Genomic DNA, 25,296 nt, shown 5'->3' on the forward strand with positions numbered 1-25,296 from the left:
CCACCGTGCAGCCATCCCATCTCCCCGAAAACTCCCGGCAGTTGCGCCGAGTAGCCCTCTCCGGATTGCTCGGCACCGCCGTCGAGTTCTACGACTTCCTCGTCTACGGCACCGTCGCCGCGCTCGTCTTCGGCGATCTGTTCTTCCCCGACGCCGACCCGGCGGTCGGCACCATCGCCGCCTTCGGCACCTTCGCCGCCGGGTATGTGGCCCGGCCGCTGGGCGGCATCGTCTTCGGCCACTTCGGCGACCGGGTCGGCCGCAAGTCGATGATGCTGCTGACCATGGTCCTGATGGGCTGCGGCAGCTTCCTCATCGGCCTGCTGCCGACCTACGACACGATCGGCGTGTGGGCGCCGGTCCTGCTCGTCACCCTGCGCCTGGTGCAGGGCATCGCGATCGGCGGCGAGTGGGGCGGCGCGACCCTGATGGTCGTCGAGCACGCCGAACGCGCCCACGGCTCCCGGCGCGGCCTGTGGTCCAGCTTCACCATGCTCGGCGCCCCGCTCGGCTCGGTGCTCTCCGCGGGCGTGGTCACCCTCGTCTCCACACTGCCCGACGAGCAGTTCCGCACCTGGGGCTGGCGGGTGCCGTTCCTGCTCAGCATCGCGCTGCTGGCGGTCGGCCTGTTCGTCCGGCTGAAGGTCACCGAGAGCCCGCTGTTCGCCGAGGCCGAGCGGGCCCCGGTGGACCGGCCGCCGGTCGTGGAGGTGCTGCGCCGCCCCAAGCCGGTCCTCCAGGCGGCGGGCGTCGGCATCGGCGCGTTCACGGCCCAGTCACTGCTGACCGGGTTCATGATCTCGTACGCCGTCCAGCAGGGCTACAGCCGGCCGCAGGTGCTCACCGCGGTGACCGTCGCCTCCTGCGTGGCGCTGCTGGTGCTGCCGCTGGCCTCGGCGCTGTCGGACCGGGTCGGCCGCCGTCCGGTGGTGCTCACCGGCGCCGTCGCCTCGGCCGCGCTCGCCTTCCCGGTGCTCGCGCTGGTCGACTCCGGCTCCCCCGGCCTGCTGATCCTCGCCCTGGCACTGGGTCACGGTGTCGCCCAGTCCACGATGTACGGGCCGCTGGGCGCGCTGTTCACCGAGATGTTCGGCACCCGCGTCCGCTACACCGGCGCCTCCCTCGGCTATCAGGCGGCCACCCTCGTCGGCGCCGGGTTCTCGCCGCTGATCGCCGGCAGCCTGCTCGCCGCGTCCGACGGCGGCAGCGCGCCCCTGTCGCTGCTGCTGTGCGGCGGCGCGGCGATCACCGCGCTCACGGTGTGGCGGCTGCGCGAGACGCACGCCGACGCGCTGGAATCCCCCACCGCCCCGGCCGCCGCGCCGACCCCGGAAGGAACGCCCCGTTGAGGACCCGTATCGCCCTGCTGGCCGTGTCCCTGTGCGCGGTGACCGCACTCCCCGCACAGGCAGCCACGGACACGCACATCGAGGGACAACTCCCGTCAGGTGCCACATACCTGATGGACGTGCCCGCCGACTGGAACGGCACCGTCCTCCTCTACAGCCACGGCTACCGCGCCGCCGACTGGCCCAACCCCGCCCAGAACGCCCCCAGTTCCGCGACCAGGGACGAGCTCCTGGCCGACGGCTACGCCCTCATCGGCTCCTCGTACGCCACCACCGGCTGGGCGGTCACGGACGCCGTCCCCGACCAACTGGCCACCCTGGACCTGTTCACGTCCCGCTTCGGCACCGCCCGGCGCGCCCTCGCCTGGGGCACCTCCTACGGCGGTCTGGTCACCACGACCCTCGCCGAGCGGTACCCGGACCGGTTCGACGGCTCGCTGTCGATGTGCGGGCTGGTGCAGGGCGGGATCGCCAACTGGAACAGCACGCTGGACCCGGTGTTCGCGCTCAGAACGCTGCTGGCCCCCGGGGCGGACATCCCGCTCACCGGATTCACCGACCAGGCGGCCGCACAGAACGCCGCGCAGGCCCTCACCGCCAAGGTCACCGCCGCCCAGCAGACCCCGGAGGGCAGGGCCCGGATCGCCCTCGCCGCCGCCCTGCACAACATCCCCGGTCACAACGACCCCGCCCAGCCGAAACCGGGGCCGACCGACTGGGACGCCCAACAGGCCAACCAGTACACCGCCGTCACCGGGCTCCTCCAGCTGCCCGCCTTCAGCTGGCGGCAGGAGGCCGAGCGACGGGCGGGCGGCAACCCGTCGTGGAACACCGGCGTCGACTACACGTCGATGCTGCGCCGCTCGCCGCTCCACAAGGAGGTCACCGAGCTGTACAAGAAGGCGGGCGCGTCCCTGCGCGCCGACCTCGCGGCACTGAACCGCGCACCTCGCGTCTCCGCCGACCCCGAGGCCGTACGGTGGATGCGTCGGACCAGCGTCTTCAGCGGGCGGCTGACCGACCCGCAGCTCAACATCCACACCACCGGCGACGCCCTGATCCCGGTGCAGGCCGAGAGCGCCTACCGCCGGGCCACCGGCCCCGACCGCCGCCTCGCCCAGGCGTACGTCGACGGCCCCGGCCACTGCACCTTCACCACCGGCGAGATGCTCGCCGCCCTGCACACACTGGAGCACCGCCTGACCACGGGCCACTGGGACGCCTCGGCGGACGCGCTCAACACCCGTGCCCGGCAGGAGGAGCCGACGGAGCGGCCGCGGTACGTGACGTACCGGCCGACGTCGTATCCACGGCCGTACGACCTCGCGCGTCCGTGGGACGGCCGCCACCGGTGACGCCCCTCCACGCCACCGGTGCCGTGCGGCACATCGGCGACGCCGCCGGACCAACGGCGTCGCCGAGCACGTCCCCCTCACGCCTCCGACGCACCGTCCGATGGCACGCACGCTAGCCCGGCCCGCGCGGGACGGGGCCCGACTCGACCCGCCGGGCGGAGTTGCCGAGCAGGTCCGCCTTCAGCACTTGAACTCCCCTGCCCGGCAAGGACTTTCTCGGTTGCACCTCTTGACGGCCGTGGTGCCCGGGAGCACATTGGCCGCGCACCCCCTGTCTGAGAGCGCTCTCACAAACCCCCACGGACGCTCTCCGACAGGCACCCGCGCACCCCCACCACTCCGTACCGAGAGGCATCCCATGAGCGAAACCTCCGGCACCCCCGGCAGACGCCGGCCCTACCGGCGGGCCCTCGTCGCCGTCCTGAGCACGCTGGGCCTCGCCGCGCTCGCCGCCACGGCCGTGCAGCCGACGGCGACCGCGGCCGCACCGCCGCCCCCGTCCGGCTGGACGCAGGTCTTCGTCGACGACTTCGACGGCGCCGCCGGTTCCGGCGTCAACACGGCCAACTGGCAGTACGCGACCGGCAAGGGCTACCCGGGCGGCCCCGCCAACTGGGGCACCGGCGAGATCGAGACGATGACGAACAGCACCAGCAACGTCTCCCTCGACGGCAGCGGCAACCTCCGTATCACCCCGCGCCGCGACGCGTCCGGCAACTGGACGTCGGGCCGCATCGAGACCAACCGCACCGACTTCCAGCCCCCGGCCGGCGGCAAGCTGCGCGTCGAGGCGCGCATCCAAATGCCGAACGTCACCGGTGCCGCCGCCCGCGGCTACTGGCCCGCCTTCTGGATGCTGGGCGCCCCGTACCGCGGCAACTACTGGAACTGGCCCGCCGTCGGCGAACTGGACATCCTGGAGAACGTCCAGGGCCTCAACACCGTCTGGGCGACGATGCACTGCGGCACCTCACCCGGCGGCCCCTGCAACGAGACCACGGGCATCGGCGGTTCCACCGCCTGCCCCGGCGCCACCTGCCAGTCCGGCTTCCACACGTACCGCATGGAGTGGGACCGCTCGACCGACGTCGAGGAGATCCGCTTCTACGTCGACAGCACCCACTTCCACACCGTGCGGGAGAGCCAGGTCGACCCGACCACCTGGACGAACGCCACCGACCACGGCTTCTTCATCATCCTGAACGTGGCGATGGGCGGCGGCTTCGTGGACGCCTTCGGCGGCGGCCCGGACGCGGCCACGGTGCCCGGTCACTCGATGGTCGTCGACTACGTCCAGGTGCTGTCGGCCGGTGGGAGCGGTACCACACCTCCGCCGACCGGCAACCGGGACGCCTACAGCGCCATCCAGGCCGAGTCGCACGACGGGCAGTCCGGCACGATGACCGAGGGGACCTCGGACACGGGCGGCGGCCAGAACATCGGTGCCCTCGCGGGCGGTGACTGGACGCTCTACCGGGGCGTCAACTTCGGCTCCACACCGGCCAGGCAGTTCTACGCCCGGGTCGCGAGCGGCGCCGGGTCGGGCGTGAGCGGGCTGGTCGAGGTGCGCCTGGACAGCCGTGGCAACGCGCCCATCGGGAGTTTCGCGATCGGCAACACCGGCGGCTGGCAGTCCTGGCGCACGGTCCCGGCCAACATCTCCGCCGTCACCGGCACCCACGACGTCTATCTGACCTTCACCAGCGGCCAGCCGGCCGACTTCGTCAACGTGAACTGGTTCAACTTCGGCCGCTGAGCGGCCCGCCGACCTTCTGCGGGGGCTCCACGCGCGCGTGGAGCCCCTTTCGGCGTTACCGCAGCTCCGCGCGGAACGCCGCCGGCGTCATGTCCGTGTGCTGGTGGAAGAACTTGGAGAAGTTGGCCGCGTCCGGGAAACCGACCGCCGCGCCGACGCGGCCGATGGGCAGGTCGGTGTGGGCGAGGAGGCGTTTTGCCTCCAGGACGACGCGTTTGTCGATGAAGGCCTTGGGGGTGTCGCCGGTGGCGGCGCGTACCGCCCGGACGAGGGTGCGGCGGGAGTAGCCGAGGGCGTCGGCGTAGGCGCTGACGCTGTGGTTGGTGGCGAAGTCCCGCTCGACCGCGTCCCGGAACAGCGTGAAGGTCGTGTCCGTCTGCCGCCCGGCCGCTGCCGCCGAACTGGCCGCCAGGTGGGCCAGGCGGAGCAGGAACGCGCTGAGGGAGTGGCGCAGCACGGCGGTGTGCAGGCTCAGGGGGAGCGTCGCCGCGTCCTCGTACTCGCTTCGCAGATGGGTCAGCGAGGCGCGCAGGGCCGCGAGCTGGGCGGCGTCGGGATGGAGCAGGGACGGCAGGTCGTAGCGGTACAGGCCGGTGGCCTCGACGGTGGCCCGGGGGAGGAAGCCGGGCTGCATGATCAGGACGGTTCCGCGGTACTCGCTCGTGGCCGTGAAGCGGTGCACCTGTCCCGGGCGGATCCACAGCACGTCGCCGGCCCTCGCCTCGTACTCGGTGAAGTCGATCATGTGCCGTACGGGTCCGCCGCTGAAGACCATCACGAGATGGAAGTCGATGCGGTGGAAGCGGTCCAGCGGAGCGTCGGAGTGCCACACGTGCTCCGGGTCCATCGGGCCGACCTGCATGCCGACGCCACAGACGCTGAGCTCGACCGGGAAGGCGAACGTCCGGATGCCGTCCCCCCTGCCACCACCTTGGATAGTTCTGTCCGCCATGTCCTTCTCGTGTCGCCGCGACGTGCGTGGGCGTGTCCCACTTTCACCACAGGCTGGCACACCCCAACCTTCCGGCGAAAAAGTCAGACTTTTAAGGTCGAACGCGTCCGACCAGCCAGAACGCTGGTTTCAATGACCTTTTGAAGAGGACTGCCTACAGATGAGCACGCAGACACCCGACGGTGGCGGCAGTTTCGAGTGGACCGACCTCGACCGGCGTGCCGTCGACACCGTCCGCCTGCTGGCGGCCGATGCCGTACAGAAGGTCGGGAACGGCCACCCCGGCACCGCGATGAGCCTCGCCCCGGCGGCGTACACGATCTTTCAGAAGTTGATGCGACACGACCCGGCCGACCCGGAGTGGACCGGCCGCGACCGCTTCGTCCTCTCCCCCGGCCACACCTCGCTCACCCTCTACACCCAGCTCTACCTCGCCGGGTACGAGCTGGGCCTCGACGACCTGAAGGCCTTCCGCACGCACGGGTCGAAGACCCCGGGCCACCCCGAGTACGGGCACACCGCGGGCGTCGAGACCACGACCGGACCGCTCGGGCAGGGCGTCGCCAACGCCGTCGGCATGGCGATGGCCGCCCGTTACGAGCGCGGCCTGTTCGACCCGGACGCCCCCGAGGGCACCTCGCCGTTCGACCACACCATCTGGGCGATCGTCTCCGACGGCGACCTTCAGGAGGGCGTCTCCGCCGAGGCCTCGTCCCTGGCGGGCCATCAGAGGCTCGGCAACCTCGTCTTCCTCTACGACGACAACCACATCTCCATCGAGGGCGACACCGCGACCGCGTTCTCCGAGGACGTGCTGAAGCGGTACGAGGCCTACGGCTGGCACACCCAGCGGATCGAGCCCGCCGAGAACGGCGACATCGACGTCCACGCGCTGTACGCGGCGCTGAAGGCGGCGCGGGCCGAGACCCAGCGGCCCTCCATCGTCGCGATGCGCACGATCATCGCCTGGCCCGCGCCGAACGCCCGCAACACCGATGCCTCGCACGGCTCGGCGCTGGGCGAGGACGAGGTCGCGGCCACCAAGCGGGTGCTGGGCTTCGACCCGGAGCGCACCTTCGAGGTCGCCGACGAGGTGCTCGCCCACACCCGCCGGGCCCTCGACCGGGGCGCCGAGGCGCACGCCGCCTGGGACAAGCGGATCGCCGCCTGGCGGAACGCCGATCCCGAGCGGGCCGCCGCGTTCGACCGCGTCAGCAAGGGTGAGCTGCCCACCGGCTGGGAGGAGAGGATCCCGGTCTTCGAGGCCGGCAAGGCGGTCGCCACGCGTGCCGCGTCCGGCAAGGTGCTCCAGGCGCTCGGCCCGGTGATCCCCGAGCTGTGGGGCGGCTCCGCGGACCTGGCCGGCTCGAACAACACCACCATCGACAAGACCTCGTCCTTCCTGCCCGAGGGCAATCCGCTGCCGGAGGCCGACCCGTACGGCCGTACGATCCACTTCGGCATCCGCGAGTTCTCGATGGCCGCCGAGCTGAACGGCATCGCCCTGCACGGCAACACGCGCGTCTACGGCGGCACGTTCCTGGTGTTCTCCGACTACATGCGCAACGCCGTGCGCATGTCCGCGCTGATGCAGCTGCCGGTGACGTACGTGTGGACGCACGACTCCATCGGCCTCGGCGAGGACGGGCCGACCCACCAGCCCGTCGAGCACCTCGCCGCCCTGCGGGCCATACCGGGGCTGAACGTCGTCCGGCCTGCCGACGCCAACGAGACCGCGATCGCCTGGGCCGAGATCCTCCGCCGGCACACCACGAACCCGGCCCCGCACGGCCTCGCCCTCACCCGGCAGGGCGTACCGACGTACGAGCCGAACGAGGACGCGGCGCGCGGCGGTTACGTCATGTTCGAGGCCGAGGGCGGCACGCCCCAGGTCGTCCTCATCGCCACCGGCTCCGAGGTGCGGCTGGCCGTGGAGGCGCGCGAACGGCTCCAGGAGGCCGGTGTGCCGACCCGGGTGGTGTCGATGCCGTCCGTGGAGTGGTTCGAGGAGCAGCCCCGCGAGTACCGGGAGCGGGTGCTTCCGCCGTCCGTGAAGGCGCGTGTCGCTGTCGAGGCGGGGGTGGGCCTGACGTGGTACCGCTTCGTAGGTGACGCAGGACGCATCGTCTCCCTCGAACACTTCGGGGCCTCCGCCGACGCGAAGACCCTGTTCGCAGAGTTCGGCTTCACCGCCGAGAACGTCGTCGCAGCCGCCAAGGAATCGCTGGCTGCCGCGCGTGGTTGATCCGATCGCCAGAAAGAAGATGATCACTGTGACCGAAGCATCCGCCACCGCGGGAGCACTCAAGCGCCTGTCCGACGAGGGCGTGTCGATCTGGCTGGACGACCTGTCACGCGACCGGATCACGTCCGGCAACCTCGCCGAACTCGTCCGGACCAGGCATGTCGTCGGCGTCACCACCAACCCGTCCATCTTCCAGGCCGCCATCGGCTCCGGCGAGGGGTACGAGGAGCAGCTCGCCGACCTCGCCGTACGGGGCGTCACGGTCGACGAGGCCGTGCGCATGATGACCACCGCCGACGTCCGGGCCGCCGCGGACATCCTGCGGCCGGTGTACGACGCCACGGGCGGCCGGGACGGCCGGGTCTCCATCGAGGTCGACCCGCGTCTCGCCCACCGAACGGCGGCCACGGTCGCCGAGGCCCGGCAGCTCGCCTGGCTCGTCGACCGGCCCAACGTGATGATCAAGATTCCGGCGACGAAGGCGGGCCTGCCGGCGATCACCGAGGTGATCGGCGCCGGTATCAGCGTCAACGTCACGCTGATCTTCTCGCTGGAGCGCTACCGGGAGGTCATGGACGCCTACCAGGCGGGCCTGGAGCAGGCGCGGGCGGCGGGCATCGACCTGGCCGGCATCCACTCCGTGGCGTCCTTCTTCGTCTCCCGCGTCGACTCCGAGATCGACAAGCGGCTGACGGTGCTGGGCACGAAGGAGGCGCTGGCGCTGAAGGGCCGGGCGGCGCTCGCCAACGCTCGGCTGGCCTACGCGGCGTACGAGGAGGTGTTCTCCAGTGACCGGTGGACCGTCCTGGCCGGGTCGCGGGCGAACAAGCAGCGCCCGCTGTGGGCGTCGACCGGCGTGAAGGACCCGGCGTACAAGGACACCCTGTATGTGGAGGACCTGGTCGCCCCCGGCACGGTCAACACGATGCCGGAGGCCACGCTGAACGCCACCGCCGACCACGGGAACATCCACGGCGACACGGTGAGCGGCGGCTACGCGCAGGCGCGGGCCGATCTGGCCGCCGTGGAGCGGCTGGGGATCTCGTACGACGAGGTGGTGCGGCAGCTGGAGGACGAGGGCGTCGCGAAGTTCGAGGTGGCGTGGCAGGAACTGCTGGATGCCGTGACGAAGTCGCTGACCGGCAAGGGAGTTGACGGGGAATGAGCACGGAAGAGACCACACGGGAGCGGGCCACCGAGGAGGCGTCGGCCGCCCCCTCCCCCGACTGGACCAACCCGCTGCGTGACGTCCGGGACCGCCGCCTGCCCCGGGTCGCCGGCCCGTCCGGGCTGGTCATCTTCGGCGTCACCGGCGACCTGTCCCGCAAGAAGCTGATGCCGGCCGTCTACGACCTGGCCAACCGGGGCCTGCTGCCGCCGGGCTTCTCGCTGGTCGGGTTCGCCCGCCGGGACTGGGCGGACCAGGACTTCGCGCAGGTCGTGCGGGACGCGGTGCGCGAGCACGCGCGGACGCCGTTCCGTGAGGAGGTCTGGCAGCAGCTCGCCGAGGGCATGCGGTTCATCCCCGGCGACTTCGACGACGACGAGGCGTTCAAGCAGCTGCGCACCGCCGTCGACGACCTGGACGCCTCCCGGGGCACCAGCGGCAACTACGCCTTCTACCTCTCGGTGCCGCCGAAGTTCTTCCCGAAGGTCGTCCAGCAGCTGAAGAAGCACGGGCTGACCGACGCGCCGGAGGGCTCCTGGCGGCGCGCCGTGATCGAGAAGCCGTTCGGCCACGACCTGAGGTCGGCCCAGGAGCTCAACGCGATCGTGCACGACGTGTTCGACCCGGAGCAGGTGTTCCGGATCGACCACTACCTCGGCAAGGAGACCGTCCAGAACATCCTGGCGCTCCGCTTCGCCAACCAGATGTTCGAACCGATCTGGAACCGGTCCTACGTCGACCATGTGCAGATCACCATGGCCGAGGACATCGGCATCGGCGGCCGGGCGGGTTACTACGACGGGATCGGCTCGGCCCGTGACGTCATCCAGAACCACCTCCTGCAGCTGATGGCGCTCACCGCGATGGAGGAACCCGCCTCCTTCGACGCGTCCTCGCTGCTGATGGAGAAGCTGAAGGTGCTGAAGGCGGTGCAGCTGCCCGACGACCTCGGCCGGCACACCGTGCGCGCCCAGTACACGGCCGCCTGGCAGGGCGGCGAGAAGGTGCGCGGCTATCTGGAGGAGGACGGCATCGACCCGGCGTCCACCACCGACACCTACGCGGCGATCAAGCTGAACGTCGACAACCGCCGCTGGGCGGGCGTCCCCTTCTACCTGCGCACCGGCAAGCGGCTGGGCCGCCGGGTCACGGAGATCGCGGTGGTCTTCCAGCGGGCGCCGCACTCCCCCTTCGACTCCACGGCCACCGAGGAGCTCGGCAAGAACGCGATCGTGATCCGCGTCCAGCCGGACGAGGGCATGACGGTCCGCTTCGGTTCGAAGGTGCCGGGCACGTCGATGGAGATCCGGGACGTGACGATGGACTTCGCGTACGGCGAGTCCTTCACGGAGTCCAGCCCGGAGGCGTACGAGCGGCTCATCCTGGACGTCCTCCTGGGTGACGCCAATTTGTTCCCCCGTCACCAGGAAGTGGAAGAGTCCTGGAAGATCCTCGACCCGATCGAGGAGTACTGGGCCGCAGACGGCAGGCCCGCGCGGTACGTCGCGGGCAGCTGGGGTCCGGCGGAAGCCGACGAGATGCTCGCACGAGACGGACGGAGCTGGCGCAGGCCATGAAGATCGACCTGACCGACACCACGGCAAGCAAGATCAACAAGGCGTTGGTGCAGGGTCGCCGCGCCATCGGCACGCCCGCCGTGGGCATGGTCCTGACGATGGTCATCGTCACGGACGAGGAGAACGCCTACGACTCGATCAAGGCGGCCGAGGAGGCCTCGCACGAGCACCCCTCGCGCACCCTGGTCGTCATCAAGCGGCACGCCCGCACCCCGCGCGACCGCCAGCAGTCCCGCCTGGACGCCGAGGTCCGGGTGGGCGCCGACGCCGGCACCGGCGAGACGGTCGTGCTGCGCACCTACGGCGAGGTGTCCGACCACGCCGACTCCGTGGTGCTGCCGCTGCTGCTGCCGGACGCGCCGGTCGTCGTGTGGTGGCCGGTGGACGCGCCCGACGTGCCCGCCAAGGACCCGCTGGGGGCGCTCGCCCAGCGCCGGATCACCGACATGTACGCCGTCGAGGCGCCGCTGACCGCGCTTCAGGCCCGCGCCCGGTCCTACGCGCCCGGCGACACCGACCTCGCCTGGACGCGTCTGACGCCCTGGCGCTCGATGCTGGCGGCGGCCCTGGACCAGGCCAGGCTGCGGATCACCTCGGCGGCCGTGGAGAGCGAGGCCGAGAACCCCAGCGCCGAGCTGCTGGCCCGCTGGCTGGAGGCCCGGCTGCACGTCGCGGTCGACCGGGTGGAGACCGCGGGCCCGGTCGTGACCGGCGTCCGGCTGGGCACGGAGAACGGCGAGATCGTCATCGACCGGCCCGAGGGCCCGCTGGCCACGCTGTCCCTGCCGGGCCAGCCGCCGCGCACCCTCGCGCTGAAGGTGCGCCCCACCTCCGAACTCATCGCCGAGGAGCTCAGGCGCCTCGACGCGGACGAGATGTACGCCGTCGCCCTGCGGGGCGAGGGCAACGAGGAGACCCCCGCTCATGTCTGACATCCCTCTGCTCACGCGGCGGCCCGAGTGGACCGCGCTGGAGGATCACCGCGCCCAGTGGAAGGCGCATCTGCGTGAGCTGTTCGCGGCGGACCCGGCCCGCGCGGAGCGGTACGTCGTCACCGTCGGCGATCTGCGTATCGACTACTCCAAGCATCTGGTCACCGACGAGACCCTGGCCATGCTGCAGGAACTGGCCACCGCCACCGACGTGTTCGGGCTGCGCGACGCCATGTTCCGCGGCGAGCGCGTCAACCTCACCGAGGACCGCGCCGTCCTGCACACCGCGCTGCGCGCGCCCCGGGACGCGGTGATCGAGGTCGACGGCGAGAACGTCGTACCCAAGGTGCACGCCGTCCTCGAAAAGATGAGCGCCTTCGCCGACCGCGTCCGCTCCGGCGAGTGGACCGGCCACACCGGCAAGCGGATCCGCAACGTCGTCAACATCGGCATCGGCGGCTCGGACCTCGGTCCGGCGATGGCGTACGAGGCGCTGGCGCCCTACACCGCACGGGACCTGACGGTCCGTTTCGTGTCCAACGTGGACGGCGCCGACCTCCACGAGGCGACGCGCGACCTCGACCCGGCGGAGACCCTGTTCATCGTCGCGTCCAAGACGTTCACGACGATCGAGACGATCACCAACGCCACCTCGGCGCGGTCCTGGCTGCTGAACGGCCTCGGCGGGGAGGACAAGGCGGTCGCCAAGCACTTCGTCGCGCTGTCCACCAACGCCGGGAAGGTCGCCGAGTTCGGCATCGACCCGGAGAACATGTTCGAGTTCTGGGACTGGGTGGGCGGCCGCTACTCGATGGACTCGGCGATCGGCCTGTCCCTGATGATCGCGATCGGCCCGGCGAACTTCCGGGAGCTGCTGGACGGCTTCCGGATCGTCGACGAGCACTTCCGCACCGCCCCCGCCGAGTCCAACGCCCCTCTCGTCCTCGGCCTTCTGGGCATCTGGTACGGCGACTTCTTCGACGCCCAGTCGCACGCGGTGCTGCCGTACAGCCACTACCTGTCGAAGTTCACCGCGTACCTCCAGCAGCTGGACATGGAGTCCAACGGCAAGTCGGTGGACCGCGCGGGCCGGCCGGTGGAGTGGCAGACCGGGCCGGTGGTGTGGGGCACGCCCGGCACCAACGGGCAGCACGCCTACTACCAGCTGATCCACCAGGGCACCAAGCTGATCCCGGCCGACCTGATCGGCTTCGCCCGCCCCGTCGACGAGCTGGACGACCGGCTCAAGGCGCAGCACGACCTGCTGATGGCCAACCTGTTCGCGCAGGGCCAGGCGCTCGCCTTCGGCAGGACGGCCGACGAGGTGCGCGCGGAGGGCGTCGCCGAGGAGCAGGTGCCGCACCGCACGTTCCGCGGCAACCACCCGACGACCACGATCCTCGCCCGCGAGCTGACCCCGTCGGTGCTCGGCCAGCTGATCGCCCTCTACGAGCACAAGGTCTTCGTCCAGGGCGCCGTGTGGAACATCGACTCCTTCGACCAGTGGGGCGTGGAACTCGGCAAGGTCCTCGCCAAGCGCATCGAACCCGCCCTGACCGAGGGCGCCGAGGTCCCCGGTCTCGACCCCTCCACGGCCGCGCTGGTGGCCGCCTACCGCGAACTGAGGAAGTGAGCTGACATGCAGATCGGTCTTGTTGGTCTCGGCAAGATGGGCGGCAACATGCGCGAGCGCCTGCGCAACGCCGGCCACGAGGTCGTCGGGTACGACACCAATCCCGAACTCTCCGATGTGAAGAACCTGGTCGAGCTCGCCGACCGGCTCGCCGCGCCGCGCGTGGTGTGGGTCATGGTCCCGGCAGGCGCCGTCACCCAGAGCGTCATCGACCAGCTGGCGAGCGTGCTCAAGCCGGGCGACACCGTCATCGACGGCGGCAACTCCCGCTGGACGGACGACGAGCAGCACGCCGAGGAACTCGGCAAGCACGGCATCCGGTTCGTCGACGCGGGCGTCTCGGGCGGCGTGTGGGGCCTGGAGAACGGCTACGCGCTGATGGTCGGCGGCGAGAAGGAGCACGTCGATCCCCTGAAGCCGATCTTCGACGCCCTCAAGCCGGAGGGCCCCTACGGCTACGTCCACGCGGGCAAGGTGGGTGCCGGGCACTTCGCGAAGATGGTCCACAACGGCATCGAGTACGCCATGATGCAGGCCTACGCCGAGGGCTGGGAGCTGCTGGAGAAGGTCGACTCGGTGGACAACGTCCGCGAGGTCTTCCGCTCCTGGCAGGAGGGCACCGTCATCCGCTCCTGGCTGCTGGACCTCGCGGTCCACGCCCTCGACGCGGACGAGCACCTGCACAAGCTGCGCGGGTACGCGGAGGACTCCGGTGAGGGCCGCTGGACGGTGGAGGCGGCGATCGACAACGCCGTGCCGCTGCCCGCGATCACGGCCTCGCTCTTCGCGCGGTTCGCCTCCCGGCAGGACGACTCGCCGCAGATGAAGATGGTCGCCGCGCTGCGCAACCAGTTCGGCGGGCACGCCGTCGAGTCGGCGGACAAGTAGGCGGGCCGTGGGTGATCTGCTGCTGCTCCGGCACGGTGAGACGGAGTGGAGCGTCACGGGACAGCACACCAGCTTCACCGACCTGCCCCTGACCGGGCACGGTGAGGAACAGGCCAAGTCCCTCGCTCCGCTCCTGACCGGCCGGACCTTCGCTCTCGCGCTGACCAGCCCGCTGGGACGTGCGATCCGCACCGCCGAACTGGCGGGCCTGACCGGGGTCATACCCGACCCCGACCTCCATGAATGGAATTACGGTGGCTACGAGGGGGTCACCACTCGCGAGATCCACCGCACCCGTCCCGACTGGAACCTGTGGACGGACGGGGTGCCGCCGGGCGCGGAGGGGCATCCGGGCGAGTCACCGGCCGAGGTCGGCGCCCGCGCCGACCGGGTCCTCGCCCGGGTCGGGGACGCGCTCGCCGACGGGGATGTGATCCTGGTGGCGCACGCCCACTTCCTGCGCGTCCTGACGGCCCGTCGGCTCGGGCTGGCACCCGCCGACGGGCGGTTGTTCCAGCTGGCGACGGGCACGGTGAGCCGGTTGTCGACGGAGCACGGCCGGCCGGTCGTCGCGGAGTGGAACGTACGGCCGCTGACGCTGAGTTGACACCTGTGGTTCGGCCGGGTCAGAGTCGCCCGCGATGGAGATCAACGATCTGACACCGGCCGAACTACGGGTGTGGCGGGCCTTTCCGCGCGGGGAGGCCGTGGACTTCCGTACCCCCGAGGACGACGACGCGGCAGCGGGGGCGGACTGGGGACCGGACCGGACCGTCCGGGCGGCTGTTCTGCGGTCGCTGCTCCTCAACGGCCCGCAGGAGGACGGCGAGACAGCCTCGCTCAACCTCGCGGGCGCCCGCGTCACGGGGATGCTCGATCTCCAGTACGCCACATTCGACCACCCCGCCCGGCTGCGGCACTGCTACTTCGACGAGGTGCCGCGCCTGTACGGCTGCCGGCTGCGCGAGCTGAACCTCAGCGAGTCCGTGCTGCCCGGGCTGGTCTCGCACGCCGTGCATGTGGACGGCGTCCTGCGCATGACGCGCGCCCGGTTCCGTGGAATGGTACGCCTCGGCGGGGCGCAGATCGCCGGGAGCCTGTACCTGGAGGGCGCGGAGATCAGCGCACCGGACGCCTCGGAACCCGCGCTCCAGCTCAACCAGGTGACGGTCGGCGACGACCTGTGGGCGCCCGGGCTGCGCGTCGAGGGGCAGATACGGCTCAACGGCGCCGACGTCGGCGGGACGGTCAACCTCAACGAGGCGCAGCTCAGCCATCTCGAACTGGGCGCCCTCGACGCGGAGACGCTCAGCGTCGGCGGCCATGTCCTGGTGCGGCACGCGCGCGTGCGGGGCTGGATCGGACTGCGCGGCGCCCGGATCGCGGGGCGCCTCGACCTGTCGTACTCCCAACTGTCCAACCCCGGCGAGTCGGCGCTGCGGGCGAGCAGCAGCACGATCGGCGAACTCTGGCTGCGCAAGGGACCGCCGCTGGAGGGCACGCTCAACCTGCGGCGGGCCCAGCTCGAAGTGCTGTTCCTGGAGCCGGAGATGCTGCCGGACCGGGTCCTGCTCAACAGCCTCACCTACACCTCCCTCACCCCGCACGAGCCCGCCGAACGCCGCCTGCCCATGGTGGAGCGGGACGGCGACGGCTATGTCCCGCACGCCTACGAGCAGTTGACCGCCTCCTACCAGCGCATCGGCGACGACCGTGCCGCCCGCCTGGTCCAGCTCGCCAAACAGCGCCGCCACCGCACCACGCTGCCCTGGATCGGCCGGCTGTGGGGCCACCTCCAGGACGCCACCGTCGGCTACGGCTACCGCCCACTGCGGGCGGCCGGCTGGCTGCTGTCGCTGCTCTGCGTGGGCTCGGTGGTGTACGCCCTGCACCACCCGCCCGCGCTGAAGCCGTCGGAGGCGCCCGACTTCAACCCGGTGTTCTACACGCTCGACCTGCTGCTGCCGGTGATCTCCTTCGGCCAGGAACCCGCGTTCGCCCCGGAGGGCTGGTATCAGGCGCTGGCCTACGTCCTCGTCCTGACCGGCTGGATCCTGGCCACGACCGTCGCCGCCGGTGTGACCCGGATGATCAGCCGCCAGTGACCGCCCGCACCGCGTGCTGTGCGGCCAGCCGCACCGGGGCGTTCCGGGCGCCGTAGCCGCGGTAGCCGCCGTCACGCTGGACCAGCTCGAAGAAGACCCGGCCGACGGTCCGTGTGTAGCAGTGGCGGAAGACGCCGTGCGCGTCCCGGTCGTAGAGGATGCCGAGGTCGCGGTACGTCGCCAGTTCCTCGTCCGTCAGCTCGTACCGGGCCGCGAGGTCGTCGTAGTAGTTCGCGGGGACGGGCAGGAGGCGGCCCCCGCCCGCCCGGAAGCGGCGGGCGGCGGCGACCACGTCGTCGGTGGCCAGCGCGATGTGCTGGGCGCGGACCGTGTCGTCGGTGGGTGCCGCGCCGACGGTGAGCGCGATCCGGACGCTGCCGTCGGCGTTGGTGACGGCGCGGCTGCGCAGCAGGCCGTAGGGGTCGGCGACATCGACGCTCTCCTGCGCGTGCAGGCCGAGCACGCTGCGGTGGAAGAGGGTCGCCTCGTCGAAGTGGTGCCAGGGCTGGGTGAGCGCCAGATGGTCGATATGACGCACGTCGGTCGCTGCGGGCGTGTGGGCGAGGTGTGCGAAGTCGGCGCGCCAGTGGTCGGAGCCGCAGAAGAACAGTTCCGTGCCGTCGGGCGCGGCGACCGCGTCCAGTGGCGCGTCCCGCGGGCCACGGCGGCGGGGCAGCACGGGGGCGAGGAGCGCCTCGGCGCGTTCGGCCGCGGCCGCCGGGTCGGGTGACCGCAGGCCGATCGCGGCGAGCTGGGTGCCGCCGCGGCGGACGGCGGGTCCGGTGTTGACCAGGATCCGGGCCTCGCCCTGCTGCCAGAGGTCGACCGGCTTGGTGCGGTGGCGTGCGGCGCGGGCGAAACCGAGGGCGGCGAGCAGCGCGGAGACGGGCTCGGTGTCGGGGGTGACCAGTTCGGCGAAGGCGACGCCGGTGGGGACGACGGGGGCGGGCAGTTCGGCCGCGCCGACGGCCTCCTGGAGCACCAGCAGGGAGCGGCGCGCGTCGACGGCGGTCGGGCCGGCCTCGGCCTGGCGGAAGACGTCGTTGAAGACTTCGAGGGAGAGCGGACCGGCGTATCCGGTGCGCAGCACATGGGCGAGGAGCCCGGCGACGTCGAAGTCGCCCTGGCCGGGGAAGCAGCGGTAGTGGCGGCTCCACCGCAGGACGTCCATCGCGAGCAGCGGGGCGTCGGCGAGCTGGAGGAAGAAGATCTTCGCGCCGGGGATCTCCTCGATGCCCTTGGGGTCGGACCCCCGGGAGAGGATGTGGAAGCTGTCCAGGCAGGTGCCGAGGGCCGGGTGGTCGGCGGTCTCGACGACGCGCCAGGCGTGGTCGTACGTGTTGACGTGCCGTCCCCAGGCGAGCGCCTCGTAGGCGACGCGGATGCCGAAGTCCTGGGCCAGGTCGGCGAGTCGGCTCAGTTGCTCGGCGGCGAGGGCGTCGTCGTCCACGGCGAGCGGGGAGACGCTGGAGCAGACGAGGACGGTGTCGGCGCCAAGCCTGCGCATCAGCTCGAACTTGTGCCGGGCGCGGCGCAGATTGCGGGCGAACTCGTCCGCCGGTACGGCCTCGATGTCCCGCATCGGCTGGTAGAGGTCGATCCGCAGGCCGAGGTCGGCGCAGCGGGCGCGGATCTCCTCGGGGGTGAGGGGGCTGGCGAGCAGGTCGTTCTCGAAGATCTCGACGCCGTCGAAGCCGGCTCGGGAGGCGGCCGTGAGCTTCTCGGTGAGGGATCCGCTGAGGGAGACGGTGGCGATGGAGGTCCGCAGGTCGGCACCTGATGTCCGGGGCATGTCGGCACCTCCTATTTCCCGGCCGGAACGGTGTCCGCCAGCTCGGCGATGTCCGCCAGCATCCGCACGCTGTCGGGTTCCCGCCCGGTGAACAGGCGGAACGCGTCCGCGGCCTGGAAGACGGCCATCCCGCCCCCGTCCAGAGCGGCGCAGCCGATCGCGCGTGCGGTGCGCAGCAGTTCGGTCTCCAGTGGGCGGTAGACCACCTCGGCGACCCACAGTCCCGGGTGCAGCAGCTCGGCGGGGAGGGGCAGGCCGGGGTGGGCGGCCATGCCGGTGGGGGTGGCGTGGACGAGGCCGTCGGCCCGCTTCAGCAGGCCGGGCAGGTCGGCCGGGATGGCCGTGGTGGCGCGGCCTTCGCCGAAGTGCCGGTTCAGCGAGCCGGCGAGGGCGGCGGCCCGCTCGGGCTGCGCGTCGACGAGGGTGACCCGCTCGGCGCCGAGGGTGAGCGTGGCGTGCGCGACGGCCGCGCCCGCTCCGCCGGCGCCGAGCTGCACGACCTGCTCCAGCGGGGCGTCGGGCAGGCCGCGGGCGAAGGAGGCGGCGAAGCCGGTGACGTCGGTGTTGTGACCGACGGCCCGGCCGTCCTCGAAGACCACGGTGTTGACCGCGCCGAGCGCCTCGGCCTGCGGGGCGAGCGCGTCGAGGTGTCCGATGACGAGCTGCTTGCAGGGGTGGGTGATGTTGAGCCCGTCGAAGCCCAGGTCCCGGGCGGCCCGCACCAGGTCGCCGACCGCCTCCGGTGGCACGCCGAGGGTGTCGATGTCGATCAGCCGGTACAGGTAGCGCAGCCCCTGGCGGTCGGCCTCCCGCTCGTGCAGGGCCGGACTGAGTGAGGGTCCGATGCCGGAACCGATCAGTCCGACGAGATACGAGTCCTTGGCCACCACGGACCTCCAGCTCTCCACGACTAATGTACGAACTAGTACGTTAGTCATAGCAGGCGATGCCGAGCAGGGGAAGAGTCCCGGACCGGCTTCCTGGCGAGAGCTCTACAATCTCGGCACCTGCCCATCGCCCGAAGGAACCCGATGACCAGCGTCGACGAACCGGCACGACCGAACGGGCGCATCCGTGACGCCGCCCGCACCCAGGCCGAGATCCTCGACGTGGCGACACAGGAGTTCGCCCGGGCCGGCTACGACGGCGCCCGGGTCGACGAGATCGCCGCCCGCACCCGCACCACCAAGCGGATGATCTACTACTACTTCGGCGGCAAGGAGCAGCTGTTCACGGCCGTGCTGGAGCGGGCGTACGGCGTGATCCGCGAGGCCGAACAGGAGCTGGACGTCGAGCACCTGGACCCGGTCGCGGCCATCCGGCGACTGGCCGAGCTGACCTTCGACCACCACGAGGCGCACCCCGACTTCATCCGCCTGGTCAGCATCGAGAACATCCACGGCGCCGAGCACATCGCGGCCTCCGAGAAACTCGGCAAGATCGGCTCACCGGCGCTGGAGGTGATCCGCCGGATCCTGGAGCAGGGGCAGAAGTCGGGTCTGTTCACCGCCGACGTGGACGCGGTCGACCTGCACGCGATGATCAGCTCGTTCTGCTTCTTCCGGGTGGCCAACCGGCACACCTTCGGCGCCCTGTTCGGCCGCGACCTGGTGGACCCCGCGCAGCGCGCGCACTACCGCACGATGCTCGGCGACATGGTGATCGCCTACCTCACGGCGGACCGCGCGGCGGACTGACGGTCGCGCATTCTCGTACGGCACGACCTCTTGACAGCGGGGAAACGCGCGCGCAACATCCCTTGGCACCGGGACTAACTATCCAGTGGGTTAATTAGCCGAAGATCCGGCCCTTCCCCCCGCCGCTCACTCCACCTACGTTGGAGTTCCCTCAAAGGAGCCGCCGTGTCCGTCCCCGCCCCCGCCGCGCCGCCCGGGCAGCCGAAGAAAGCCGCCACCGCCGCCTGGATCGGCAGCGCCCTGGAGTACTACGACTTCTTCATCTACGGCAGCGCGGCCGCGCTGATCTTCCCCGAGGTCTTCTTCGACGAGTCCGACCCGGCCACGGCGACCCTGCTGTCGCTGGCGACCTTCGGCGTCGCGTACGCGGCCCGCCCGATCGGCGCGCTCTTCCTCGGCCACTACGGCGACCGGCTGGGCCGTAAGAAGATCATGGTCTTCACGCTGATGCTGATGGGCGTGTCGACCTTCCTCATCGGCTGTCTGCCCACCCGCGACCAGGTCGGCACGCTCGCCCCCGTGCTGCTGGTCCTGTGCCGCGTACTGCAGGGCATCTCGGCGGCCGGCGAGCAGGCCAGCGCCAACTCCATGACGCTGGAACACGCGCCACCGAACCGGCGGGGCTTCTTCACCAGCTTCACCCTCAGCGGCACCCAGGGCGGCCAGTTGCTGGCCACGCTGGTCTTCATCCCGGTCGCCGCGCTGCCCGAGGAGCACCTGATGTCCTGGGGCTGGCGGGTGCCGTTCTGGCTGAGCGTCGCCGTCGCGGTCGTCGGCTATGTCATCCGCCGCAAGCTGGAGGAGACCCCCGCGTTCGAGCAGCAGGCCGCCACCGAGGGGGTCGTGAAGCTGCCGCTGGCGGTGCTGCTGCGGGAGCACTGGGCGGACGTCCTGCGGGTGGTCGCGGGTGCGCTGATCGCCTCGGTCAGCACGATCTTCACGGTGTGGGCGCTGTCGTACGCCACCAGCGACGCGGTCGGCATGAGCCGCTCGTCGATGCTGTGGGTGGGTGCCCTCGCCAACCTCGTCGCGCTCGCCGCGATCCCGCTGTGGGCGACGCTTTCGGACCGCATCGGCCGCCGCCCGGTGTTTCTGGTCGGCGCGGCCGGCAGCGCGGTGACGATGTTCCTGTACCTGTGGTCGATCTCCACCGGCTCCTACCCGCTGACCCTGCTGCTGGGCATCCTCGCCTTCGGTGTCGTCTACAGCGCCGCGAACGGGGTGTGGCCCGCCTTCTACGGCGAGATGTTCTCCACCCGCGTCCGGCTGTCCGGTATGGCGATCGGCACGCAGATCGGCTTCGCGGTCGCCGGTTTCGCGGTCACCTTCGCCGCGCAGATCGCCGGGCCGGACGGCGACGACTGGTCGTCGGTGGCCCTGTTCACCGCGGCCCTGTGCGTCCCGCCGGTCATCGCCGCGCTGTCGGCCCGCGAGACGCACAGGGTGCCGACCGAGGACCTGGGCGTGCGGAAGGCCCACGACTCGGCCCAGCCGGAGACGGTGGCTGTCTGACCCGCACGGCCCGGGCCCCCGGATGCCGCCATGGCTCCGGGGGCTCGGGCCTGCCCGCCGGGGTACGGCCCGGTACGGCCACCTGGCCGATCCGCGGTCCGTGGGCCGTGTGTGCGACCCGCAGTCTGGAAACCCGCACGTCGGCACCGAATACGCGGCGGGCAGCGGCAGTAGGGAGCGGCGATGCGAGCGCAGGCGGGGCCGGAGAGCGGCGACGGACCGTCGGCAGGGACGGGCGGCGAGGCCGATCCGAGGCGATGGAGGGCGCTGTGGGTCACGTTGGTGGCCGGCTTCATGAGTCTGCTCGACGTCACGATCGTCGCGGTCGCGCTGCCGTCCATCCAGCGCGACCTGCACGCGTCGGCCCCCGCGATCCAGTGGGTCGTCTCCGGCTACGCCCTCACCTTCGCCCTGGTCCTGGTCACGGCGGGCCGCGTCGGTGACACGATCGGCCGGCGCCGCATCTTCCTGATCTCGCTCGGCGGCTTCGTGGCGTGCAGCGCCTGCGCGGGGGCCGCTCCGTCCATCGTGCCGCTCGTCGTGGCCCGCCTCCTTCAGGGCCTGTGCGCGGGCTGCCTGGCACCGCAGAACTCGGCACTCATCCAGCAGTTGTTCCGGGGCGCCGAGCGGGGCCGGGCCTTCGGTCTGTTCGGTGCCACGGTCGGTATCTCCAGCGCCGTCGGCCCGGTGGTGGGCGGACTGATCCTGACCCTCGCGGACGGCCCCGGGGGCTGGCGCTGGATCTTCTACGTCAACGTGCCGGTCGGTGTGGTCGCGCTGGTGCTCGGCCTGCGCCTGCTGCCCAGGACGGGGCCCGCCAAGCGTCAGCGGCTGGACCTGCCCGGCGTCGCGCTGCTCGGCGCGGGGGTACTGGCTCTGATGCTTCCGCTGGTGCTGGCGGAAGCGGGCGGTGTCCGCACGCTGTGGTGGCTGTTCGCCGTCAGCGCGGCGCTCTTCGTGGCCTTCGCCCGCTGGGAACGGCGTGTCGCCGCCCGGCACGGCCAGCCGCTCCTCGATCCCCGGCTGGCCACGTCGACGCCCGGGTACGTCACGGGCGCCACCATCGCCACGCTGTACTTCGTGGGCTTCAGCGGGGTGTGGCTGGTGTTCGCGCTGTTCTTCCAGAACGGGCTGGGTTACTCACCGCTGGGTTCCGGGCTCGCCGTGACACCCTTCGCCATCGGCTCCGCCGTGGCCGCGGCGGTGGCCGGACGGCTGGTGGAGCGGCTGGGACGGCTGTTGACGGTGTGCGGGCTGGCCGCCGTCGTCGTGGGCCTGGGAGGGACCGTCGCCATCCTCCACTGGGCGCCCGGCGCCATCGCGGTGTGGCTCCAGACGCCGGCGCTGCTCCTCGGCGGTATCGGCAGCGGCTGTGTCATCTCGCCGAACATCACCATGACCCTGCGGGACGTGCCGGTGCGGATGGCGGGCGCCGCGGGAGGAGCCCTGCAGACGGGTCAGCGACTGGGCGCCGCCCTGGGCACGGCCACGCTGCCCGGCCTCTTCTACCTGGCCCTCGGGGGCGGCGACCAGGCCCACTACCGGTCCGCCGTCACGCTCGCCGTCGGCTGCGGCATCCTGCCGATGCTGGGGGCGCTCGCGCTGGCCGTGCGCGACTGGCTGTGCGACCGCGAGGCCGACGGACGGGGCTGCCCCGACGAGATCGCGCACAGCCACACGCACGCCCGCCAGAGTTGAGGGGCGCCGATCCGAGGCACCTCGGCTCACGCCGCCCGGAAAGTCTCCGTGGTCTGACGTCGACGCAGTTCCTCCAGGGTGGCCTGCTGGCGGTCGGCCCGCTCCAGCAACTCGTCCAGCAGCCGCGCGTCGAGGCGGTCGTCGGACTCCGCCAGCAGGCGGAGCGTCTGCCAGGCGGCGGCCTTGCCCAGCACGCCCAGCCGCAGGATCTCCAGCTCCACCAGCGAGGTCAGCGGTGAACGCCCCACCAGGCGCCCGTTGCTCTTCAGCCGCCCGACCTTCTCGGCCGCCCAGGCAAGGGACACCTTGTAGTGCCGCACCGGGATGTCGAGGGCGTCCATGATCGCGAGCAGGCTCGCCCGGTCCTCGGTGATCTCCTGCGCGAGGGTGCGCAGGGTCGGTCCCGACGGCGACCCCCGGAGTGCTCCTGCCAGTGCGCGAGCCCGGTCGGTACCCGCGGTGGCGCCTGCCAGGTGGTCGTTGAGATAGATGCCCAGCAAGGCGGCACGGCCAGAGCTGGGAGCCTCCGTGGGAGGCCTGTCCGAACGCGGCTGGTGGTTCATGCGGCTCTCTCTTCCGCCGAGCGTTGCCTCGGCTCGCCCCACCGAGTACCCACCCGCCCGCCGCGTTGCGCAGGAGTAGACAGTGTCTACCTCCGCTTGGTAGACACTGTCTATGCATGAATCCGAGACCGGCCTGCGCGCCCGCCTGATTGACGTCGGTGTCGACCTGGTGACCCGCGAGGGCGCCCAGGCGCTCACCCTGCGCGAGATCGCCCGCCGGGCCGGCGTCTCGCACGGCGCCCCGCGCCGCTACTTCCCCACCCACCTGGAACTTCTGTCGGCCATCGCGCGACGCGGCTTCGCCGAACTGGCCGACCGTACGGCGACGGCGTCCGGCGACCCGCGCACCCGGCTCACGCAACTGGCCTCCGCATACCTGGAGTTCGCGCTGGAAAACCCCGGTATGTACGAGCTGATGTTCCGCCACGACCTGCTGGAGAGCGGTCACTTGGGTCTGCGGGCCACCAGCCTCCCCCTGTTCGGCGTCCTGGTGGAGCTGGTCGGCCAGGTCCGCCCCGACGCCGACGCCCGGGCCGTCGCCGGCGCCCTCTGGGCGCAGCTCCACGGCGTCGCCCAGCTGTGGACCTGGGGCAGCCTCCAACTCGCCACCGGCGCCGACGACTTCACCCCGCTCCTGCACACCGCCCTCGACGCCCACCTCGGCCCCGAGGGCGAGCGGTGAACCGCCGACTGGCCATGACGGGCAGTGTGGTCGGTGCCGTGGTCGTCGCGCTCGACGGCACCGTACTCACCATCGCGCAGCCCACCCTGCAACGGGAACTGGACGCGTCCTTCGCGCAGGTCCAGTGGACCAGCACTGGTTATCTGATCGCGGTGGCCGCCCTGCTGGTGTTCGCCGGGCGCCTCGGCGACCGGTACGGCCACCGGCGTCTGTTCGCCGTCGGCCTGCTCGGCTTCGGCGCCACGTCGGCCGGGATCGGGGTGGCGGCCGACGTCGGCTGGGTGATCGGGCTGCGCATCGCGCAGGGCGTGTTCGGCGCGCTGCTCCAGCCCGCCACGCTCGGCATGCTGCGCGCCACGTTCCCGCCGGACCGGCTGCGGACGCCGCTCGCCGTGCGGACCGCCGCCATCGGGCTCGCGGCCGCCGCGGGACCGGTCGTCGGCGGGGCGCTGGTGCACTCCTTCGGCTGGCGGGCGGTGTTCTTCCTCAATGTCGTGCCCGCGCTGGTCCTCGGCGTGCTCGCCCTGAAGGGGAGCCGCCCGGAACAGCGCACGCCGGCCGTCCGGTTGGACCTCCCGGGCGCCCTGCTGCTCGCGCTGACGCTGGCCTGCCTGGTGCACGCCCTGGTCACAGGGACGCCCTTGACGTGGGTCGTGGCGGCCCTCGCCGCCGTGGCGTTCGCCGGCCATGAACGCCGTACCGCACAGCCCCTCGTACCGGCGGACGTCATCGGCTCGGTCCCCGTCGCCGCCGCGCTCGGGGTGCTCACGGCCGCGTCCGCGGCCCTGTCGGGCACGCTGTTCGTCGGCACGTACCTCCTGCAGCGCGCCCTCGGCCTCGACCCGCTGCGCAGCGCCCTGCTCAGCCTGCCGCTCGCGGTGCTGATGGTGGCGGCGGCGCCCGTGTGCGCGGTGCTGCTGCGCCGGGCGGGCGCCCGTCGTACGACCGTGGCGGCGATGACCGTCCTCGCCCTCGGCGTCCTCGTGCTCGCTCCCGCCGCCCGCCCGCTGCCCCTCGCCGTCGGTTTCGCGTTGCTCGGGGCCGGGTTCGGCACGGTGATGGTGGCGGCGACCCATGTCGTCGTACGGCAGGCACCTGTGGAGTCGGCGGGCGTGGCCGGCGGGCTGCAGCAGACGGCGATGAACGTCGGGCCGGTGCTCGGCGTGGCGGTGGCCACGACGCTCATGGGCGCGGGCCGGGCGCCGCTGCTCGTTCTCGCCGGATTCGCCCTGGCCGGTGCGGTGGCGGCGCTCCTGCTGCCGGGCCGCGCGGAGTCGGGGATCGCGCCTCGGGCACGTCACGATCATCCTGCCGACCCTTTCCGTATTCCTGCGCGACGATGAGGTCTGAGGGCGCGTGGGCGGGGGTATCTCCGATCGCACCTCGACGAAC

20 protein-coding genes are annotated in these 25,296 nt (G+C 71.7%); 16 read left to right on the plus strand and 4 right to left on the minus strand.

Going from position 1 to position 25,296, the window contains the following annotated elements; translation table 11 throughout:
• The first annotated feature begins 5 nt into the window (after window positions 1-5).
• The 3 genes from I2W78_RS04215 (at window position 6) to I2W78_RS04225 (ending at window position 4,460) form a co-directional block, all read left to right on the plus strand.
• Window positions 6-1,349: an MFS transporter gene (locus I2W78_RS04215; RefSeq protein ID WP_196457075.1), complete on the plus strand. Its 1,344-nt coding sequence runs from the start codon at window positions 6-8 to the stop codon at window positions 1,347-1,349.
• Window positions 1,346-2,704, plus strand: coding sequence for an alpha/beta fold hydrolase (locus tag I2W78_RS04220; RefSeq protein WP_196457077.1), 1,359 nt, complete (start codon window positions 1,346-1,348; stop codon window positions 2,702-2,704). The genes I2W78_RS04215 and I2W78_RS04220 overlap by 4 nt, the downstream gene beginning before the upstream one ends.
• A gap of 358 nt (window positions 2,705-3,062) precedes the next feature.
• Window positions 3,063-4,460, plus strand: a complete 1,398-nt coding sequence (locus I2W78_RS04225; RefSeq protein WP_196457079.1) for a glycoside hydrolase family 16 protein — start codon at window positions 3,063-3,065, stop codon at window positions 4,458-4,460.
• Between the two features lie 55 nt (window positions 4,461-4,515).
• On the opposite strand, the gene I2W78_RS04230 is transcribed toward I2W78_RS04225, so the two are convergent.
• Window positions 4,516-5,412, minus strand: coding sequence for a helix-turn-helix domain-containing protein (locus I2W78_RS04230; RefSeq protein ID WP_196457080.1), 897 nt, complete (start codon window positions 5,410-5,412; stop codon window positions 4,516-4,518).
• A gap of 160 nt (window positions 5,413-5,572) precedes the next feature.
• Here I2W78_RS04230 and tkt point away from each other — a divergent pair, with 160 nt between their 5' ends.
• From tkt to I2W78_RS04270, 8 genes are read left to right on the plus strand one after another with little or no spacing between them, the layout of a single operon-like run.
• Window positions 5,573-7,657, plus strand: a complete 2,085-nt coding sequence (gene tkt / locus I2W78_RS04235; RefSeq protein ID WP_196457082.1) for a transketolase — start codon at window positions 5,573-5,575, stop codon at window positions 7,655-7,657.
• 19 nt (window positions 7,658-7,676) lie between these two features.
• Window positions 7,677-8,822, plus strand: coding sequence for a transaldolase (gene tal / locus I2W78_RS04240; protein WP_196457084.1), 1,146 nt, complete (start codon window positions 7,677-7,679; stop codon window positions 8,820-8,822).
• Window positions 8,819-10,402 (plus strand): glucose-6-phosphate dehydrogenase, encoded by a 1,584-nt coding sequence (gene zwf, locus I2W78_RS04245; protein WP_230885317.1) that lies wholly within the window; start codon window positions 8,819-8,821, stop codon window positions 10,400-10,402. The genes tal and zwf overlap by 4 nt, the downstream gene beginning before the upstream one ends.
• Complete coding sequence (gene opcA / locus I2W78_RS04250) at window positions 10,399-11,334, plus strand: glucose-6-phosphate dehydrogenase assembly protein OpcA (RefSeq protein WP_196457086.1); 936 nt, start codon at window positions 10,399-10,401, stop codon at window positions 11,332-11,334. Before zwf ends, opcA begins: the two co-directional genes overlap by 4 nt.
• Window positions 11,327-12,967, plus strand: coding sequence for a glucose-6-phosphate isomerase (gene pgi / locus I2W78_RS04255; RefSeq protein ID WP_196457088.1), 1,641 nt, complete (start codon window positions 11,327-11,329; stop codon window positions 12,965-12,967). The genes opcA and pgi overlap by 8 nt, the downstream gene beginning before the upstream one ends.
• 6 nt (window positions 12,968-12,973) lie before the next feature.
• A complete protein-coding gene (gnd, locus tag I2W78_RS04260; RefSeq protein ID WP_196457090.1) occupies window positions 12,974-13,855 on the plus strand; it encodes a phosphogluconate dehydrogenase (NAD(+)-dependent, decarboxylating) in 882 nt (293 codons plus the stop codon).
• Window positions 13,856-13,862: 7 nt separating this feature from the next.
• Window positions 13,863-14,462: a histidine phosphatase family protein gene (locus tag I2W78_RS04265; protein ID WP_196457092.1), complete on the plus strand. Its 600-nt coding sequence runs from the start codon at window positions 13,863-13,865 to the stop codon at window positions 14,460-14,462.
• Window positions 14,463-14,496: 34 nt separating this feature from the next.
• Entirely contained in the window at window positions 14,497-15,960 is a 1,464-nt protein-coding gene (locus I2W78_RS04270; RefSeq protein ID WP_196457094.1) for a membrane-associated oxidoreductase, read from the plus strand.
• On the opposite strand, the gene I2W78_RS04275 is transcribed toward I2W78_RS04270, so the two are convergent.
• Entirely contained in the window at window positions 15,947-17,728 is a 1,782-nt protein-coding gene (locus I2W78_RS04275) for a bifunctional sugar phosphate isomerase/epimerase/4-hydroxyphenylpyruvate dioxygenase family protein (RefSeq protein ID WP_196464402.1), read from the minus strand. The two genes, I2W78_RS04270 and I2W78_RS04275, sit on opposite strands and share 14 nt — an antisense overlap.
• A 35-nt stretch (window positions 17,729-17,763) precedes the next feature.
• Window positions 17,764-18,639: a shikimate dehydrogenase gene (locus I2W78_RS04280; protein WP_196464403.1), complete on the minus strand. Its 876-nt coding sequence runs from the start codon at window positions 18,637-18,639 to the stop codon at window positions 17,764-17,766.
• Between the two features lie 144 nt (window positions 18,640-18,783).
• On the opposite strand from I2W78_RS04280, the gene I2W78_RS04285 reads away from it, so the two are divergent.
• The 3 genes from I2W78_RS04285 (at window position 18,784) to I2W78_RS04295 (ending at window position 22,659) form a co-directional block, all read left to right on the plus strand.
• Entirely contained in the window at window positions 18,784-19,449 is a 666-nt protein-coding gene (locus tag I2W78_RS04285) for a TetR/AcrR family transcriptional regulator (RefSeq protein WP_196457096.1), read from the plus strand.
• Between the two features lie 165 nt (window positions 19,450-19,614).
• Window positions 19,615-20,961, plus strand: a complete 1,347-nt coding sequence (locus tag I2W78_RS04290; RefSeq protein WP_196457098.1) for an MFS transporter — start codon at window positions 19,615-19,617, stop codon at window positions 20,959-20,961.
• A gap of 183 nt (window positions 20,962-21,144) precedes the next feature.
• Window positions 21,145-22,659: an MFS transporter gene (locus I2W78_RS04295; RefSeq protein ID WP_196457100.1), complete on the plus strand. Its 1,515-nt coding sequence runs from the start codon at window positions 21,145-21,147 to the stop codon at window positions 22,657-22,659.
• Between the two features lie 26 nt (window positions 22,660-22,685).
• Here I2W78_RS04295 and I2W78_RS04300 read toward each other — a convergent pair whose 3' ends face one another.
• Window positions 22,686-23,222, minus strand: coding sequence for a hypothetical protein (locus tag I2W78_RS04300; RefSeq protein WP_196457102.1), 537 nt, complete (start codon window positions 23,220-23,222; stop codon window positions 22,686-22,688).
• Window positions 23,223-23,334: 112 nt separating this feature from the next.
• Between I2W78_RS04300 and I2W78_RS04305 the strand changes: the two genes are divergently transcribed.
• On the plus strand, window positions 23,335-23,904 hold the full coding sequence (locus I2W78_RS04305) for a TetR/AcrR family transcriptional regulator (protein WP_196457104.1): 570 nt from the start codon (window positions 23,335-23,337) through the stop codon (window positions 23,902-23,904).
• Window positions 23,901-25,247, plus strand: coding sequence for an MFS transporter (locus tag I2W78_RS04310; RefSeq protein WP_307783588.1), 1,347 nt, complete (start codon window positions 23,901-23,903; stop codon window positions 25,245-25,247). The genes I2W78_RS04305 and I2W78_RS04310 overlap by 4 nt, the downstream gene beginning before the upstream one ends.
• Window positions 25,248-25,296: the final 49 nt, after the last annotated feature.

It is taken from the genome of Streptomyces spinoverrucosus, from assembly GCF_015712165.1.
GTDB classification, from domain to species: Bacteria; Actinomycetota; Actinomycetes; order Streptomycetales; family Streptomycetaceae; genus Streptomyces; species Streptomyces spinoverrucosus_A.